We start from the raw sequence: 17,338 nt of genomic DNA, 5'->3' as shown, positions 1-17,338 counted from the left end.
GGTAATTTTAATGGAATATCTTTGGCCAATTACAGGTATTTGTTCTGTTGTGATCGTGCTCTTGAACCTCTTTAGAAGTTTAACGGGACGCATGAAACATTGGTATCTTTATTATTCTTTATCGTTTATAGTTCCAATCATGTTTTTATTGAGCGAATATTATCTTATCGTACGCTTGGTCAATCACAATGATTTTGGTACAATTGGAGATATAGCACCAACAATGTTCACGATTATTATGGGTTGTTGTCTGGTGGCATTTATCCTTAACGGCATTTCGTTATATTTTTATGTCAAACACTATAATTTAAGAGAAAGCTACTCATAAGTAGTTTTTTCTTTGCCGCAACCAAACGGTTCTAGGCTAAAAAATGAGGTTATGCTAGGATTTGGATAGAAGGAGTGGTGATCATGATAATAAACCAACAAATTAAATTTTATCGCACAGAACAAAAAATGAGTCAGGATATGTTGGCGGAGAAGCTGAACATTTCACGTCAATCAATTTCTAAATGGGAACGTGGTGAAAGTCTACCTTCCATCGATAACCTCATTCGCTTGAGTGATATACTAGGTATTCCCTTAGACGATTTGGTGAAAGGAAAAGAAAGCTTTCCAATACCCTTTAGCTTCGGTCAAAACACATCGAAAATCTATTTCACAGTGTTTGTCCTCCTGACAGTACTTATTTGTTTTGTGACTTACGCCATCAAACCGGATTTCATAGTCGTGTTACTTGCTTTTGGGTATTGTTATGGGATGGTAAGTTTAATAGGATTTCGTAATTTCAAAGATTACTATGATTACTTTGTAGTTTGGCACCAAGGCATCGAGGTGTACTCGGGAACGGAGTTCAAACTAACAGCTACATTGTTAAGTTTCATGGGTAAACGTAAAACCAAACAAATCCCTTATGATTCAATTGAGTCACTCAAAATCTATTTTAATAATGAAGGATATGATCCTGGCACGCATGAAGGTTTAAATTATCGAAGAAGACAGACCGTTGTCGGTAGAGAAGTGTTTAATCTAATTCTTACAACCAAAGATCAAGAAAACTATACCTTAAATCTTGACCGTCTATTTTATCCACAAAGTGATGAATATAAATACTTTTCCGCAATCATGAGTTTTTTTGAAAAACATGAAATAAAGATTGAGGATGCTTATGGAATTCTGACGGCAATCTCTGGTGAATATGACCTAATTGAAGCTGCGTATCGAAAACGATAATAGGTTTTAGCCTCACGCCAATTATTTGCCAGAAACGTAAAATTCAAATCGTAGATACTATAAAAGTATTGCCTTTAATAATATGGTATTATAATATTGGTATTTAACGAGAATACAAATATGTATTTTTAATAATGATTTAAATCATTACCAAATATTAATGTAGTAGTTTAATGAATGTGAGGAGCTTATTGTGTATTATTTTAGTTTTATTTACTTATGTGCATTTTTATACTTTGGGAAGCACTTAGACTCAAAGAAAAAATTCATCGTAGCTGCACTACCGTTTATCTTAATTATCTTTTTAAGGTTTGGTGTAGGGGCAGATTATTTTTCATATCAAACGATTTACGAGTCTATTGATCCTCACCGGATTAATGAGTCTTTCGCAAGCCTACCTAAAATTGAAACTTTGTTTAAGGTACTAATGCTTGGTGGTCGTGCAGTAGGTATGAATTATCATATTTTTTCAGGATTACTATGTACGGCAATTCTACTTGTAGCATTATTTTGGATTAAGGACAGTTCTGATAATTTTGAGATGGCAACGTTACTCTACTTCTCAACATTTTTCTTATACTGGAATTTGGGTGCGTTAAGACAAGTTATTGTTATTGTGGGATCGATGTATGTTTACTTTAATCGAGATCGAGATTTTGACTGGAAAATTAAGGGATTAACAACAGCTGTTTTATTCTTTATTCATGGAACTGCACTTGTTGTTCCTGTGATGTATCTTGCGACAAAGCTTAAATGGTCCTTTAAATGGTTTTTATTAATTTTTGTTTTCTTCCCGTTAACAAGATTAATCTTTACCCCAGCTGTTTTATCGATATTCGAAAACATCCCGGTGTTGTCGAAACTGCTTTTATACTCTGATGCAGATCATATCAAAATATTAAGTGTGCCATTTTTACTAAGATTTTCTATTTTTGCGGTAACGATGATACATTACAATAAACTAACTGAAAAATTCAAAAACCAGAAAAATCTTATTGATTTTGTTTTATTGAATATGTTGCTCTATTTCTATCTTCCATTTTCAAAAGTATTGGGAACCCGAATTACAGTGTTCGGATATTATGCAACGGTAATTATCTTACCGATGATTCTAAGTCTTTATGAAGACAAGAAGCTTTATAAATTAGCATTTGTTGTGTTATTGGGCTTTAATGGAACTCAGTTCTATAATGAATTAGCAAAACAGGTAAAACGTACGGGTTATGAATATTCACCGACGCGACTAAACCTCGAGACAATTTTCCAAAAGAACTATGCAAGTTTTAATAACATGTACGCATTTGAAGTTCAAAATGGTGAATTGGTAAAGGCTCAAGTTAAGGATTATCAGCAAAACAAGATGCGCACTGTTTACGCCCAAGAAGCGCTCTATGATCCAAATCTAGTTCATTTATCTGTGAAGTTCCCAGATAGCGAAAAAGTTAAAAAAGGTGAAGATTTCTTAACTTATGGTATCGTGAATGAAAAAGGACAAATTGTGGAGTTGCCTACAGCCAAAAGTCGATTTAAAATCTATGGACCGTTTGTAGAAGAAACAATTGGTGAAAGATCATATTCAAGTAAATTGTATCGTAAAATCGGAAATCCATTAGTTGTGGATTATGAAACTGTAAAACCAACAATTGATGCACGAAATGAGTTTAACGGTGCACGTGATTCAAAACCGTTCCCAATGACAATGGTTCCAAAACATAAAGTCATTGAGTACGATGAACTGAATGCATATAACAAAAATACTGTTTGGAGAGGATCCATCTACAAAGACTTAACGTTTACAGATCGATCATATTTTATGATTCAAACAGAATATTCTAATTATTTCTCAATAATTGACGAAGATGGAGCAATTCTTACCGATAAGTTCTATTCCTCAATTAGTCCATTTGATGCAGATGGTATAGCAGTAGGAACGACAAAATATTCTCGTGAATACTTAGACTATAATGGAAATGTAATTTGGATGGAATTGTACGAATAAAATCTGGCTTGCACTGCCAGTTGCTAGGGAGGTATAGCCATGGAAGCGTTAAAAATTGATTTTGTTGTCCCGTGGGTGGACGGAAGTGATAAAGATTGGATTCGTGATCGACTCCAACTCGAAGGTAAGGATGTTGAAATTACAGATAGTGATTATCGTGATTGGGATATCTTTAAGTATTGGTTTCGTGCAGTAGAAATGTATGCACCATGGGTAAATAATGTCTACTTAATAACATATGGTCATTTACCGGACTTTTTAAATGTTGACCATCCTAAATTAAAGATTATAAATCATACGGATTATATTCCTAGTGATTATTTACCAACGTTTTCATCACATACGATCGAGCTAAATATGCATCGTATTGAAGGTTTAAGTGAACACTTTGTATATTTCAATGATGATATGTTTCTAAATAAACCTGTTACGCCAGAAGACTTCTTTAAAAAGGGTCTTCCGTGTGATACTGCAGTTATCAACCCAATTGTTCCTGCACGCTATGACACAATTTCGAATATTATGATCAATGATATTGGAGTGATTAATCAAAATTTCAGTAAACGACAAGTTATCAAGAAGAATCCAGGAAAATGGTATAACTACCGTAACGGAGTTTTAAATGCATTAAATCTCATCTTTACGCCGTGGTCACGGTTCCCTGGACTTTATCAGCAACATCTTCCTACTTCGTTTTTAAAATCTACTTTTGAGACGATCTGGGAAAAAGAATACGATGTATTACATCAAACATGTTTACATCAAATACGTGACTACAAATATGATGTCAATCAATGGGTCATCAAAGAATGGCAAATGTGCGAGGGTAATTTCATGCCAAGAAGCCACAAAATCGGAGATCGTTTCCTCATTGATAGCATTGAAGAGGCTGAAAAAGGTGCACAGGCCTTAAAGTCAAAGAAATATAAGATGGTGTGTCTTAATGATCATTATGATGGAGAAAATCTTGACGAAATCATTAATAAACTAACAAATGCTTTTGAAATGAAACTATCCGACATAAGTGATTATGAGAAAAATTAATAGATAATAATCTAAACAGAGATGAGTTTGTGGTTGATTCCAGAACTCATCTTTTTCTTTTAATAATTCATAGAATTATTAACTCTATAAAGGCCTATTGTGTTATATTGGTGATAATTAAGAAAAGTAATGTAACATTGATAAAACGATATTTATTGATATTATGTGATATAATATTTTCGTTGTATATACATATAAAAAGTAATAGGGGAAGGTTTGGGGAAATTCATGAAAAAGAATAAAGTTGTCATAGTGTTTTTTGATGTTCTGGTTTTAATTCTTTCGATTATTGGTGGCTTAGCAATACTGGATAATTCACATTATGCAATGGAATTATTGTATCAGCGAGTGGGACTCTTTGAGGTTGGATTAATTGCTTTAGTGTATCTTGTGTTTTATAAAGTGTTTTCACTGGATAAGATGGTATGGAGAAAGATATCTATTCACGAAACAATTCGTATTGGTATGGCAAATATCATGGCATTTTTAACTTGCATGGTAATAATAATTATTCGTAATGACGAACTCATTGGAGTACGTGCTATGATTATTATTACAGGGTTAAATGTCTTATTACAACTTGCAGTACGTTTTGTTGTTCGTTACTATTACGACAAAAAAGAACGAGTTGCAATAAAAGGAAAAAAACTTCAGTCAATTCTGATTTATGGTGCTGGTAGTGCGGGTCAAATGATACTGAATGAAATAAGTCGCAACAATGAATATGGGTATAAAGTGATTGGTTTTATCGATGATAATCCAAATTTAAAAAATAGCATAATTTATTCCGTTCCAGTTCTTGGCTGTAATGATGATATCGAAAAAGTTGTGAAAAAACATGAAGTAGAATGTGTTTTCGTAGCGATGCCGTCTCAACCCTTAAATATTCAAAAAGAAATTATTAATAAGCTTGTGAAGATTGGAGTTGACGTGAAGACGGTAGAATCTGCTCAAAAGTTAATTCAAAATAAAAATTTAAAGAATAGTCTTCGCAAAATTGAAATTAGTGATTTACTTAATAGACCTGAAATAGTTATAGATGATATGGGGATTTTTAAACAATTGGATGGTCAGAGAATTTTAGTGACAGGAGCAGGTGGATCTATTGGGTCTGAACTTGTTCGACAAGTTATCAAGTATTCTCCTGAGTCACTTATATTATTGGATATTAATGAAAATAGTCTGTATGAAATCCAACAGGAATTGAATATGCTTATGCGCTCTGGTGATATTCCAATAATAGAAATTAAAGCTGTAATAACATCGATACGTGATTTAGATGCGCTTGAATCTCTATTTGAACGAGAAAAGCCAACAGTTGTCTTTCATGCCGCCGCCCATAAACATGTACCACTTATGGAATATGTTCCAAAAGAAGCTATTAAAAATAATATATTCGGAACGAAGAATTTAATTGATTTATCGGATAAAAACAACGTGAAGTTGTTTGTCAACATTTCAACTGACAAAGCTGTCAATCCTACAAATATAATGGGAGCGACAAAACGTTTTAATGAAATGATGCTCCAGAGCAAAGATGCTAATTCGAAAACAAAATATGTTGCTGTACGCTTCGGAAATGTATTGGGATCAAATGGATCCGTTGTTCCTCTATTTAGAAAACAGATTGAACAAGGGGGACCAGTCACAGTAACTCATCCGGACATCATTCGTTACTTTATGACAATACCAGAAGCAGTAAGTCTTATTCTACAGGCAACAGCATATGCCAATGGTGGAGAAATATTCGTTTTAGACATGGGAAAACCAGTGAAAATTTTAAATCTTGCCGAACAAGTAATCAAATTGAGTGGATTTCAACCATATACGGAAATTGAAATTAAATTCACTGGATTACGTCCGGGAGAGAAATTATATGAAGAATTACTTATGTCCGAAGAAGGTCTCAAAAAGACGGAAAACAACTTAATTTATGTAGCAAATCCTATTGTAACTGACTCACAAACAATAAATGAATCGTTGGAAACATTAGAGTCGCTACTTTTAATGGATGATAGCGAAATATCCTCAAATTTACATAAGGTCGTACCGACATACACTCATAAGGAGAAGAATAATGAAAACTAGAAACATTCCATTTTCACCACCTGATATTTCCGAAAAAGAAATAGAACTTGTGGTTGAAGCGATGCGATCGGGCTGGATTACTACAGGACCCAAGACCAAGCAATTTGAATCACAATTAGCTGACTACTGTAATACCGATAAAGTTGTAACAATGAATTCTGCGACAGCGGCAATGGAAATGACATTGCGTCTTTTAGGTGTAGGGCCGGGAGATGAAGTAATTACGAGTGCCTATACTTATACTGCATCCGCAAGTGTCATTCATCATGTAGGAGCTAAAATCGTTCTTGTAGATATTCAAGAAGGAAAACCAGAAATGAATTACAAGTTATTGGAAGAAGCAATTACAGAGAAAACCAAAGTAATTATTCCGGTGGATATTGCTGGAATAATGTGTGATTATGATATGATATTTGAAATTGTAGAAAGAAAAAAAGAACTATTTACACCAAACAATGATCTTCAATCATCATTCGGAAGAATAATAGTTATGGCTGACGCTGCTCATTCATTTGGCGCTAAATATAAAGGGAAAATGTCGGGGCAAGTTGCGGACTTTACAGCTTTCTCTTTTCATGCTGTGAAAAATTTAACCACGGCAGAGGGTGGAGCTGTAACATGGAGAAATCAAAGTTTTATCGTTAATGAAGAACTTTACAAAGAATACATGCTCCTAATTTTACATGGTCAGTCGAAAGATGCACTTGCAAAGAATGTACCAGGTTCGTGGGAATACGATATTGTTGCTCCGAATTATAAGTGTAATATGACAGATATTCAAGCGGCTATTGGTATTTCGCAATTGGAACGCTATGATGAGATTCTTAAGGTTAGAAATCAGCTTGTTAATTCATACAATGAACAAATTGATCGAGTATTTCAGAATGTCTTGCATCTCGACCACTTGAACGAATATCAAGATTCTAGTTCTCATCTTTACTTTATCCGTATAGTCGGAATAAGTGAAGAAAAGCGAAATAATATCATTATTAAATTGGCGGAACGTGGAATTTCAACAAATGTACACTATAAACCACTTCCTCTATTAACTGCTTATAAAAATTTAGGCTTTGAAATCAATGATTATCCGGCTGCATACAATTTCTATCAGAATGAAATCACATTACCACTAAATAGTTTGATGGTTCTTGAAGATGTAGATTATGTTGTTGAAAATTTAATTGAGGTTCTAAATGACTAATTACCAAAGTGTTATTGATAGTAAAATAAATATAGTTACTGAATCAGAGCGGAAAATATCATTATTTAAACGATTTACAAAAAGAACTTTTGACTTACTTTTTAGTCTGTTGGGAATCGTAATTTTATCACCAGTATTTATTTTTGTTGCAATTTGGATAAAATTATCAACAAAAGATCGAATTATTTATAAACAACAGCGAATGGGGAGAAACTTAAAATTATTCAATATTTATAAGTTCCAGACTATGGTTCCAAATGCGGATAAAATAGGACCATTAGTTACAGTAGGAAATGACCCAAGAGTCACTAAACCAGGAAGAGTTTTAAGAAAGTATAAAATTGATGAGCTTCCACAATTATTTAACGTTTTATTTGGAACTATGTCATTTGTAGGACCTCGTCCAGAAGTTCCTAAATATTTACCCTATTATAGTGATGAACATCTAAAGTTATTCTTAATTAAACCAGGGATAACGGATATTAGTTCGATAGAACTAAGAGATGAAGAGTTATTTTTAGAAGAAAATTCGGATCGCAATGATTATTATGAGACTATGTTGCTACCTAAAAAATTAAACAATTCATTAACCTACTTAGAAAAGTATTCGGTTTTATATGATGTAAAGTTGATTTTAAAAACTATAAAAAAAGTTGTTTTATGTTAATTTAGATTTGATCAAGTAGATGATGATCAGTTGAAACGAAGAGAGGTTGAAGTTTGTGGAAATTTTTGATTTGCTAGATGTTAAAGAAGAAGAATTGAAGGCACTACAAAAAAAGAGTTTAGAAATTCTTGAATATTTTGATAAGTTTTGTACTGAGCATGATTTACAGTATTCTTTATTAGGAGGGACATTGATTGGTGCTATTCGTCATCAGGGCTTCATTCCATGGGATGATGATGTTGATCTTATGATGCCACGCGCTGATTATGAGAAATTATCGAAGATATGGAATCAAGAGTCTGATAGTTCTCAGTATGTACTTGTAAGAACTAATTTAGAATCTAATTATCATGATGCTGGAATTGGAATAAAAGATATAGAAACAACATTCATAAATAAACATAGTATAAATGATGATGTTATTCATTCTATTGGTATTGAAATAATGCCGATAGATGGAGCACCAAAAAGTAAAGTAAAAAGATTGCTTCAACTTTATAATGCTTTTATTTTTGCTTTGTTCAATACTCAGAGACTTCCTGATAACAAAGGGAAGGCTATTCGAATAGTGACGGGTTTTATCTATGCAGCGGTTCCTTGGGAAAAGACTCGATACAATATTTGGAAACGTGCTGAAAGAAGAATGACGAAGTATCATTGGGAAGATTCGAGGGAAGTTACTGAATTGATAGGTAGCATACGAGGAATGAAAACATTACACCCTAAGGATGATTTTGAGACTGTGATCAGAGTTCCGTTTGAACACCTTAGCTTACCTGTAATTAAGGGGTATGATCGATACTTGACTTTAATCTTTGGTGATTACATGACGTTGCCACCAGTTCAAGAAAGAATTGCGAAGCATAATGTTGCATATATTAATACAGAAGAGCCATATCACAAGTTTAAGAATAAATATTACTGTATAAATGATTAAAGAAAGGAGATGATTGTTTGAAATATTATTTAATTGTTCTCATTCGTAATGCTTTAAAGATTTTTTTTGTTTTTCCAATTCAAAAAAACAGGATTATTTTCAATGCCTACAATGGTAAGCAATATGGATGTAATCCGAAGTATATTTATGAATATTTAGAAGATTATTCCAATAAATTAGATTTAATATGGGCATTTGAGAGTACTGAAAAGTTTCATTTTAATACCCCTGTTAAAAAAGTTAGATATAAGAGCTTGAAGTACATTTATTACGTTTTAACCGCAAGTATTGTAGTAGAAAACTCCGAGAGTTGGTCAATAATACCGAAAAGAAATGGTCAAACTGTAATAAATACTTGGCATGGTGGAGGGTCTTATAAAAAGGTAGGGACATCTCGAAAAGATGGAAATTCTTTCAATGCCAAAAATGTTCGAGATAAAAATCGTAGAGTTGATTTATACTTATCAAGTAGCAAAGCATTCTCTACTCAAACACTGCGTGAATCCTTTGATTATCTCGGAGAAATAATGGAAATGGGAATGCCAAGAAATGATATCTTAGTCAACGGAAATGAATCAGTAGTTCAACAGGTCAAAAATAAACTTAATATAGCTAATAAAAAAGTTGTATTAATAGCACCTACATTTAGAAATGTAACTGATTTTGCACTCGAAAGTTTTAATTTCGACTTGCTTCTAGATACACTAGAAGCAAAAATGAAGGGCTCATGGGTTATTCTATATAGAAGTCACTATTATGAGACGACTAAGGTCAATGATCCGAGAATCATCGATGTCTCTAATTATCCAGATATGCAAGAATTACTCTTGTCAAGTGACGTTCTTATTACTGACTTTTCATCATGTATGTGGGATTTTTCGCTTTCCTTTAAACCAGTATTTCTCCTCTCGTCAGATATTGAAGAGTATCAAGAAAGAGAGAGAGAATTTTATACAGATCCGTATTCTTGGCCATACTCATTAGCACTCACATTTGATAAATTAATTCAAAATATATCTGATTTTGACGATGATGAGTACCAGCAGAAATTAGTTTCACACCATAAGGATTTACAGTCTTTTGAATCTGGAAAAGCAACAAGTGCAATTGGTGAGTATATATTAAGAAAAACAATAAGAGAGGATTTTCATGAATAATTTAGTTTTAGGATTAAAAGATTTTGTAGGGAAACTCAAGGATTATCCTCTTACAATCATTTCAGTTTATTTTGTTACCTTTTTTGTTTATAGAGATTTTGGTGTAAGAATGATTTATGGACAAGTTTTCTTGACATTGATACTTGTTGTATTTTTAATATATCATCTCAAAGAAAATAGGAAGATATCTTTCCTTAACATAAAAGTTCCCTATATTTTATTATCATTAGTTACCTTAATTATCTTCGTTAGACCTGATTCTTTAAAAGATAAACAGAATATTGCGTATATTATTTTAATGCTCATTACGACTGGATTTCTTGTCACAACAACTCAATCAAAAGATGATATAAAGAAATCGTTAAAAGTATTTATATTTTCGGCAACAGTCTTTAGCATAATAATTATCTTTTTTCAAATATTTCAGAAGCCGTTTTGGGATTTTATTTTTCCAATGCTTTCCCATACCGCTCAAATTTATGCGAAAAAGTACTTTTTTTCCGGATATAGTATGTCTCTAGGTGGGATATCATTTACATTATATGTAGTTATATTTGGGTTATTGAGTACAATATCCTTGTTCCTTTTTATGAATCCTACTAAGAAAGAAAAGTATACTTACGGTGGATTGATTGGTTTATATTCATTAGTAATTCTTCTTTCAGGTCGTAGAGGAGAGTTGGGGGCGTTATTAATTTCGTTTGCATCATTTTATATTATCAAAGGCGATAGAAAAACAAGAATTTTTAGGTTGAAGTGGCTGGTTCTTGGAATTATTGTTTTCAGCATTGCAATTGTAATTTTTCTTCCGTTTTTAAGTAAAATTAAGTTTTTACATCGATATACTATGACACTAAATGCTATCCTGCACGGATCGCAAGTTGCTGGCGGCGTTTCATCAGGGCGTGTGCAGCTTTATCAGAAAGCTTGGGAACTATTTCTACAAAATCCAATTTTGGGTATTGGTCATGGTAAATTTACGCTTGTTTCGTCAGCAATACATCTATCTGCCGAGGGAAAAGGTATGGATGTCCACAATAGTGTTTTGCAGTTACTTGCTGAGACAGGGATTACTGGGTTATTCTTAGTAGTAACACCTGTTATTTATATTTATTGGAACACGATGAAAGACACCTTCAAGCTTTGGAATGAAAAAAACAAAGTGCTGTGTCCTTATATATTGATTGCTAATTCTATGTCTCTTATTATGCAAACTTTTATTTTAATAACTTCTTTGGTAGATCCAATCAATTACAAAATTGTATTTTGGTTACTTTATTACATTTCATTTTACTTATACGTTTTTAGTCACACTAGATTAAAATGTGAGACATTTGAATTCGAGAGTAAATTTTTGTGTATCCATAAAAATTAGTCATTATTACGTTTATTAATTATACAAATAATATAGGAGGAAATAATGAAAAATATAGCACTTATATTTGCTGGTGGAACCGGTAGTAGAATGGGAAATACTGAAAAACCTAAGCAGTTTTTAAATATTGATGATAAGCCAATAATTGTTCATACATTAGAAAAATTCAATAATTGCTCTGCGATCGATGGGATTGTAGTTACTATCCTTGAAGAATACATAGATTACATGAAAGAACTCGTTGCTGAATACTCTCTAGACAAAGTTCAGTGGATTGTAGAGGGAGGAGAGACTGGCCAGCTCTCAATATTTAACGGGCTTGATGCTGTATATAAGGATGATAGAACTTGCGAGAATACTGTCGTGTTAATCCATGATGGTGTTCGCCCTATAATATCAGAAAATCTTATACTAGAAAATATAGTTACCGCAAGAACTCATGGAGCTGCGGTAACCGTTGCTCCAGCCACCGAAACTGTATTTAAGAGTGAAGATAAAACCAAGATTATGGAAGTCTTAAAGAGAGAAGATTTATTTTATGCAAGAGCACCTCAGACATTTTTTATGATAGATATCTATAATACACATCTCAAAGAAATGGATCTTGGCATTACAAATAATATTGATTCATGTAGCATGATGTATAAATATAATCATGCAATGTCATTTGTTTTAGGAAATAGTTCAAATATCAAAATAACGAACTATGAAGATTATTTTATTTTTGAAGCACTATACAATTTGAATAAGAAAAGAGAAGAAGGACAAGTCTTATCTTAAAAAATAACAAAACATCCCTTGAGAAATTGGGGATGTTTTGTTATTTGATATGAAATATTTGACATAACTAAAATTTATGTCGTTATTTATGAATAGTTGATTAAGGCTATTAAGAAGATATCTTTAAGATTTGATTTTGAGTTTATGCGTCTGATCATATTTGATGAATATTGCCTTATATTTATTAAATTCATAATTAATTTGTTAAAATACAGTCGATAATTCACATAGTCGACCAATTATGGTTATAATATGTGATATTTGTCAAAAAAAGCCTGTAATACTTTTCGTTATCGCTCCATAAGGCAACGTTATGGGAGTATTATGTTTATACCAAGAAGCACAAAGGAAGCAACCGTGCTTTTTGAAATATCAATTAACGGAGGAGAATTTAATGGATATTATTAAACAAGTCCTGTCTGATCAGGCATTTCTAGGTGCGATATTCTCAACAATATCAATTATCCTTTTAGGTTACTACCTAAAGAAAACGAATAAAGTAACAGATGATGCATCAAAAGCATTAACTGCTGTATTGCTTAATGTTGCGTTACCAGCATTAGCATTCAAAGCATTTATGACTGATATTAAACCAGAAACATTTACTGTTGGTTTAAACTCATTCATCTTTGGTTTTGTGGCATATGTACTTTTAATTCTTATCACATTAGCTTATACAGCTAAATATAAAGGTGATAAACTCGATGCAATGCGTGGACTTACAATTTTTGGTTCCACAACATTCTTCGGTATTCCTATCATTTCTGCTTTCTTGGGAAATGAAGGAGCACTTTACGCAAACTTATTTAACGTAGCATACCGTGTATTCTTATACTCATATGGTTACATCTTGTTCTCAGGTTTAAAATTTGAGAAGAAAAACTTAAAACAAATTATTCTAAATCCAATCATTATTGCGACATTCTTAGGATTCTTAATCTGGATGTTCCAAGCAAGCTTGCCACAAGTAACAGTAGGCGCAGGTGAAACTGCTAAGACAGTTGCATTCTTACGTTTAGACATCACACTTCCATGGTTCATGAAAGCTGTTGGTTATTTAGCATCACTATCATCACCGCTTGCATGGTTAGCAATTGGTATGACATTAGCAAAAATCTCACTTAAAGATGCAACTAAAGATGTGAATGTTTGGATCTACTCATTCGGTAAACTTGTTGTAGTTCCTGCAATTATGCTACTTATCATGATCTTCTACAAGAAAATCGGATTCTTACCATTAGACTACGTTGCGATTACTGGTGTTATCATCATGTTGGCAACTCCACCTGCAACCGTTGCAGTAAGTTATGCAATTAACTTTGATAAAGAAGCATTATTCTCGTCAAACGCATCGCTTGTTGCTACAGTATTATCGATTGTTGCAATCATTTTATGGCTAGTAATTCTTACAGCATTACATGGCGTAGGAATTATCTAAGAATCAAATAAAGGAGATTTAAAATGAAACTATTATGCTACGGTGTTCGACCAGTAGAAAAACAATTCTTTGTAGAATTAAATGAAAAATTTAATTTCGACTTAGTTTTAACAGAAAAAATGCTCAATGACGAAACAGTTCATATGGCAGAAGGCTGTGAAGCAGTTATGCTTCGTGGGAATTGCCCAGGAAATCGCCAAAATTTAGAAATTTACAAAAATTATGGCGTTAAGTATGTCTTAACACGTACAGTAGGATATAACCATATTGATTTAGAAGCCGCTAAAGAATTTGGCTTGAAGGTTGCTTATGTACCATTCTACTCACCAAATGCAATTGCTGAATTAGCATTAACACTTTCATTAACACTTGCACGTCATACTCAATACACAGCAAACAATACACATAAAGGAAACTTTAAAATTGATGACTTTATGTTTAGTAAAGAAATTCGTAAATCAACAGTTGGGATTATTGGTTTAGGTAAAATCGGATTTACCGCAGCTACAATCTTCAAAGGTGTTGGTGCCAATGTTATTGGGTACGATGTTGTTGAAAAAGACTACCTTGGTGATACATGTACTCAAGTAGATCTTGAAACACTTTTAAAAGAGTCAGACATTATCTCTATGCACATGCCTTACTTCAAAGGTTCAAATGATGAATTCTTGAATGCTGAGAAAATTGCACAAATGAAAGATGGTGTTATTGTTGTGAATACTTCACGTGGAGAACTTCAAAACATTAATGACATTCTTGATGCCGTTGAATCTGGAAAAATCCAAGGTTTCGCAGCAGATGTTCTTGCAAATGAAACAAAATACTTCAACAAAGATTTATCTGGAGAAGCATTTGATGAATTACAAACACGCTTAAATAATCTTTATCCGCGCGTTCTTGTAACACCACATGTTGGTTCATACACAGATGAAGCCGTAAGTAACATGGTTGAATACTCATATGAAAACCTTCAAGAGTTTATCGACAAAGGTGAATCAAAAAATCAATTAGCTTAAAAACAATTGTCAAAACCAACATATTCGTATTGAATGTGTTGGTTTTTTTTATCGTTATTTGTGAATATGACTTGAGAATACGTAAAGCTTTTGTATTTAGTTGATTGGTCATTAACACTTAGATATAATAAATACACTAAGATGAGTAATTAACCCTCATTTATAGTAGGAGCTTAATCACAAAACCGATTGTAAAATTTGTGGAAATCACAGAGGATAGGGGAGATATTATGAAAAATGTAGAATATTCTGATTTGATGGAAATTTTAGATTCAGAAGAAATAAAATGGAATGAATTCGAAAATAGGACTTTTCTAATTACTGGAGGGACAGGTCTGATTGGAAGTATGATGACCAAAATGCTCTTATTAAGAAACGAATTGTACGGATCCAATATAACTATTTATTTATTGGTTCGTGATATTGAGCGCTCAAGCCGACAATTACAAAAATACAGAAATTCGGATGAGGTTCAATATATTGAGTCTTCTGTAGAAAATGCAAATTTTACTAATCTCAATGTTGATTATATTGTACATACTGCAGCACCAACTAAATCTTCTTTTTTTGTTAACAATCCAGTTGAAACTATTGAATCAATTGTTTTAGGTACAATGAATGTATTAAAATATGCAAGTAAATCATCTGTGAAAAGCATTGTAAATGTTTCTTCAATGGAAAGTTATGGAACGATTGAAAGTGAAAGTGTTTCTGAAGACCATTTAGGTATAATTCCACTAAACTCGGTTCGAAGTTCTTATCCGGAAGCGAAAAGACTTACGGAGCTTTTAGCTTACTCATATAGCCAAGAGTATAGTACAAATGTAACATCATTAAGATTAGCTCAAACTTTTGGTGCTGGAATTACTGAAAATGAGAATCGTGTTTTTAAGTATTTTTGCGACTGTGTTCTTAATGGGGAAGACATCGTTTTAAAAAGTACAGGGGAGACGATAATTAATTTTTGCTATTTAAGTGATGCGATAAAAGCAATACTTATTCTTTTAACCGATGGAGAAAGTGGCGAGACTTACAATGCATCAGGTGAATCTTATGAAATGACTATAAAGGATATTGCAGAATGGTTAATTAAAACACATGGTAATGAAAATAAAGTTATTTTTGATATTGATGATACTCAAATGTTTGCACCAGTAAATAAAATGAGATTAAATAGCAAAAAAATGAAGCAGTTGGGATGGAATCCTAGAGTAGATATTAAGGAAGCATACTCTCGTCTTTTGGTATCTATCGACGAGATGATGGATGGTATGATGAAAGATGAATAGCGATAATTTAAAATTAACTTGGGGGACACTTAGTAAATATAGAAGTCAAATCTATGGGTTTACAATTATTTGGATTGTGCTATTCCATATTTGGGAGTCCTTTAGTAAGTATATTACTTATAATTGGGTTTCTGTAAATTTTATTAAACGAGGCAATATGGGGGTTGATATTTTTCTCCTACTATCTGGGATTTCTCTTTATTATTCTATGAAAAATAAACCTGAACAAACTACAAAAGAATTTTACAAAAAAAGGTTTATTCCATTAATTAAGATCTATACACTAGTTTGTATACCATTTTTTATTTTAATGAGGGTAACAAATAATTATAGTTTTGAAGAATTGTTGAAGCAATTGTTTTTCATGAATAAAAATGTTAGTTCTTTTTGGTTTCTTCTTGTTATTGCAATTTGTTATTTAATTTACCCATTAATGTACAAACTAATTCAAGGGAGTAAGAAAGGATATATTTATGTTGGAATCGTACTTTATACGATTATATTAATAATTTTTATGACAGTAAATATGGATGGTTATAAATATTATGAAATTCTTCTGTCGCGAATTCCGATATTTTTAATCGGTTCAACTCTTGGTGATTTAGTATACGAAAATAAAGAGGTGTCTGTAAAAATAATTTTGGGATCTCTCTTAGTTGTAATACTATATGGACCAGTAAATTTACTATTTTCTAAAATAACGCACATAAATTATTATATGCCCTTAATTAGGAGATACGAGTTGGGAATACAAGGTTTTTCATTTGTGATACTCTTCGTAATAATTATTCAATACCTAACGGAATCTAGAAGTTATATTTTTCTTGGTAAAATCGGTAAAATTACATTAGAAATTTATGTAGTTCATATTATTCTGAGAGATATCTTTCTAAATGTCATGAAAATTTCTGTATCTACTCGTCCACAAATACTAGTGTTTTCATTGTTTTTTGTACCAACTTCATTATTACTTGGAAAATACTTGTCACGTGTTTTGGATAGGATTTAGAAACATGATGAAATTGATTTTAGAGAACAATGATTTCTGTAAAAAAAGATAGAGTTAGTATTCTGAATTTTAGAATTCTACCAAATATACATTCAGATTAGGGAG

15 protein-coding genes are annotated in these 17,338 nt (G+C 32.3%); all 15 read left to right on the top strand.

Annotated features, from left to right (window positions below):
* Nucleotides 1-10: 10 nt before the first annotated feature.
* The 15 genes from EPJ89_RS02145 to EPJ89_RS02075 all read left to right on the top strand — a co-directional run bounded on the left by EPJ89_RS02145 (nucleotide 11) and on the right by EPJ89_RS02075 (nucleotide 17,233).
* Nucleotides 11-328 carry a hypothetical protein gene (locus EPJ89_RS02145; RefSeq protein WP_123171041.1) on the top strand — a complete coding sequence of 106 codons (318 nt, stop codon included), beginning with the start codon at nucleotides 11-13 and terminating at the stop codon, nucleotides 326-328.
* Nucleotides 329-411: 83 nt separating this feature from the next.
* A complete protein-coding gene (locus EPJ89_RS02140; RefSeq protein WP_200548897.1) occupies nucleotides 412-1,233 on the top strand; it encodes a helix-turn-helix domain-containing protein in 822 nt (273 codons plus the stop codon).
* A 193-nt stretch (nucleotides 1,234-1,426) separates the two neighbouring features.
* Nucleotides 1,427-3,232, top strand: a complete 1,806-nt coding sequence (locus EPJ89_RS02135; protein WP_200548896.1) for an EpsG family protein — start codon at nucleotides 1,427-1,429, stop codon at nucleotides 3,230-3,232.
* Nucleotides 3,233-3,271: 39 nt separating this feature from the next.
* Nucleotides 3,272-4,276 (top strand): stealth family protein, encoded by a 1,005-nt coding sequence (locus tag EPJ89_RS02130; RefSeq protein WP_200548895.1) that lies wholly within the window; start codon nucleotides 3,272-3,274, stop codon nucleotides 4,274-4,276.
* Between the two features lie 228 nt (nucleotides 4,277-4,504).
* On the top strand, nucleotides 4,505-6,364 hold the full coding sequence (locus EPJ89_RS02125; RefSeq protein WP_244660788.1) for a polysaccharide biosynthesis protein: 1,860 nt from the start codon (nucleotides 4,505-4,507) through the stop codon (nucleotides 6,362-6,364).
* A complete protein-coding gene (locus tag EPJ89_RS02120) occupies nucleotides 6,354-7,565 on the top strand; it encodes a DegT/DnrJ/EryC1/StrS family aminotransferase (protein WP_200548893.1) in 1,212 nt (403 codons plus the stop codon). Before EPJ89_RS02125 ends, EPJ89_RS02120 begins: the two co-directional genes overlap by 11 nt.
* A complete protein-coding gene (locus EPJ89_RS02115) occupies nucleotides 7,558-8,232 on the top strand; it encodes a sugar transferase (protein WP_200548892.1) in 675 nt (224 codons plus the stop codon). Before EPJ89_RS02120 ends, EPJ89_RS02115 begins: the two co-directional genes overlap by 8 nt.
* A gap of 55 nt (nucleotides 8,233-8,287) precedes the next feature.
* Nucleotides 8,288-9,169, top strand: coding sequence for a LicD family protein (locus EPJ89_RS02110; RefSeq protein ID WP_200548891.1), 882 nt, complete (start codon nucleotides 8,288-8,290; stop codon nucleotides 9,167-9,169).
* Nucleotides 9,170-9,186: 17 nt separating this feature from the next.
* Nucleotides 9,187-10,326, top strand: coding sequence for a CDP-glycerol glycerophosphotransferase family protein (locus EPJ89_RS02105; protein ID WP_200548890.1), 1,140 nt, complete (start codon nucleotides 9,187-9,189; stop codon nucleotides 10,324-10,326).
* Nucleotides 10,319-11,701: an O-antigen ligase family protein gene (locus EPJ89_RS02100; RefSeq protein WP_200548889.1), complete on the top strand. Its 1,383-nt coding sequence runs from the start codon at nucleotides 10,319-10,321 to the stop codon at nucleotides 11,699-11,701. Before EPJ89_RS02105 ends, EPJ89_RS02100 begins: the two co-directional genes overlap by 8 nt.
* 45 nt (nucleotides 11,702-11,746) lie before the next feature.
* Nucleotides 11,747-12,481, top strand: a complete 735-nt coding sequence (locus tag EPJ89_RS02095) for an IspD/TarI family cytidylyltransferase (protein WP_200548888.1) — start codon at nucleotides 11,747-11,749, stop codon at nucleotides 12,479-12,481.
* 394 nt (nucleotides 12,482-12,875) lie between these two features.
* Complete coding sequence (locus EPJ89_RS02090) at nucleotides 12,876-13,919, top strand: AEC family transporter (protein ID WP_123171056.1); 1,044 nt, start codon at nucleotides 12,876-12,878, stop codon at nucleotides 13,917-13,919.
* A 23-nt stretch (nucleotides 13,920-13,942) separates the two neighbouring features.
* Nucleotides 13,943-14,935 carry a 2-hydroxyacid dehydrogenase gene (locus EPJ89_RS02085; protein ID WP_123171057.1) on the top strand — a complete coding sequence of 331 codons (993 nt, stop codon included), beginning with the start codon at nucleotides 13,943-13,945 and terminating at the stop codon, nucleotides 14,933-14,935.
* 230 nt (nucleotides 14,936-15,165) lie between these two features.
* Nucleotides 15,166-16,224 carry an NAD-dependent epimerase/dehydratase family protein gene (locus EPJ89_RS02080; RefSeq protein WP_200548887.1) on the top strand — a complete coding sequence of 353 codons (1,059 nt, stop codon included), beginning with the start codon at nucleotides 15,166-15,168 and terminating at the stop codon, nucleotides 16,222-16,224.
* Nucleotides 16,217-17,233, top strand: a complete 1,017-nt coding sequence (locus tag EPJ89_RS02075) for an acyltransferase family protein (protein WP_200548886.1) — start codon at nucleotides 16,217-16,219, stop codon at nucleotides 17,231-17,233. The genes EPJ89_RS02080 and EPJ89_RS02075 overlap by 8 nt, the downstream gene beginning before the upstream one ends.
* The last annotated feature ends 105 nt before the right edge of the window (nucleotides 17,234-17,338 follow it).

Origin of the sequence: Erysipelothrix sp. strain 2 (EsS2-6-Brazil), assembly GCF_016617625.1 — a bacterium.
Classification (GTDB): domain Bacteria; phylum Bacillota_I; class Bacilli_A; order Erysipelotrichales; family Erysipelotrichaceae; genus Erysipelothrix; species Erysipelothrix piscisicarius.
This window is presented reverse-complemented; position numbering and strand designations above follow the sequence as displayed.